Consider the following 1,571-nt stretch of genomic DNA (forward strand, 5'->3'; position numbering starts at 1 on the left):
CGGCAAACCGCTCATCGGCCAGCCACTCCTGCACCACACCCAGCACACGCGCAGTCAGAACATGCGCGGACCCGGCCACATCGCCGTCCGCGTCACCCACCACCGGCACCAACACCACACCCGGCACCACCACTTCACCGGCCGTGCCGGACATGAGGTCAGGTTGTACCTCTACGGATGTGGATTCCGTGCTCAGTGTCGCGGCCAGCCCGAACGGGTCGGATCCGATGACGGTGACACGTCCCGGAACGGTCTGCACCGGGGCGGTGAGAGAGACCCAGTCCGTCTGGAACAGGGTGTCCCGCTCCACACCGGTCACACTCAACTGCTCGGCGGACAGCGGTCGCACAGCCAGCGATTCGACCGTCGCGACCGGAGCCCCCTCCTCGTCCGCAAGCGCGATGGCGATCGCGCCATCGGAGTCACGCGTCAACCGCACGCGGCCCGCTGAGGCACCGCTCGCGTGCAGCGACACCCCGTTCCAGGAGAACGGCAATCCTGCCTGCCCCTCCTCAACGAGGAGAGCGGCGTGCAGGCTCGCGTCGAGCAACCCGGGGTGGAGTCCGAAGCTGTCGGCGCCGGTGTCCTCCGGAAGGGCCACCTCGGCGAAGATCTCACCGTCGCTGCCCTGCCAGGCAGCCTTCAGCCCCTGGAATGCGGGCCCGTACTCGAACCCGGCCTCGGCGAACCGCTCGTAGCAGCCCTCGACCGGCACCGGCACCGCACCCGCAGGCGGCCACACCGACGCCTCGAACGACGCGGCGTTCTCACCCACGGCCAGAGCCCCGCTGGCGTTCGTCGTCCACGGCTCCTCGATGTCACCGTCGGGACGGGAGTAGATGTTCATCGAGCGACGGCCGTCCTCGTCCGCGCGCCCCACCCACACCTGCAGTTGCATGGCGCCTTGCTCAGGCAGCAGCAGTGGCGCAGAGAGAGTCAGTTCGTCGATGCGGTCGCAGCCGACCTCGTCACCGGCACGAACTGCCAGTTCCACCAGAGCCGTTGCGGGGACGAGCACCTGGCCCATCACGGTGTGGTCGGCGAGCCACGGCTGAGTGCGCAGCGACAGGCGGTTGGTGAACAGGAACCCTTCGTTCTCCGCCAGTGCAACCGCAGCACCGAGGAGAGGATGCTTCAGGGACCCGAGACCGGCCTCGCGCACGTCGCCGGAACGGGTGGAGACGGCGGGCCAGAACCACTGGTGCTGGAAGGCGTAGGTGGGCAGGTCGACGCGCTTGGCGCCCGTTCCGTCGAAGAGGCGTGCCCAGTCGACGTCGACACCGGAGACAAAGAGGCGGGCCAGCCCCGAGACCAGGGCAGCTTCCTCGTCCCGGTCCTTGCGCAGCAACGGCACAGCCACCGCACCCGGCGACGACTCCGCCGCCATCGCCGAAAGCACCCCGTCCGGGCCCAACTCCACAAAACCAGAGACGCCTTGGCCCTCCAGCGCACTCACGCCGTCGGCGAAACGGACCGTCTCCCGCACATGACGCACCCAGTACTCCGGCGCACACAGTTCGTCGCCGGTGGTCACCTGGCCGGTCAGGTTCGACACGACCGGAATCCGCGGC

General features: G+C 68.9%; 1 protein-coding gene. It reads right to left on the bottom strand.

Annotation, left to right across the window (positions count from 1 at the left end; translation table 11 throughout):
• Positions 1-1,555 (bottom strand): polyketide synthase dehydratase domain-containing protein (locus tag H343_RS0124525; RefSeq protein ID WP_199778991.1); only part of this gene is annotated, 1,555 nt, incomplete at its 3' end.
• Between the last annotated feature and the right edge of the window lie 16 nt (positions 1,556-1,571).

This window comes from Streptomyces sp. TAA204 (assembly GCF_000424965.1).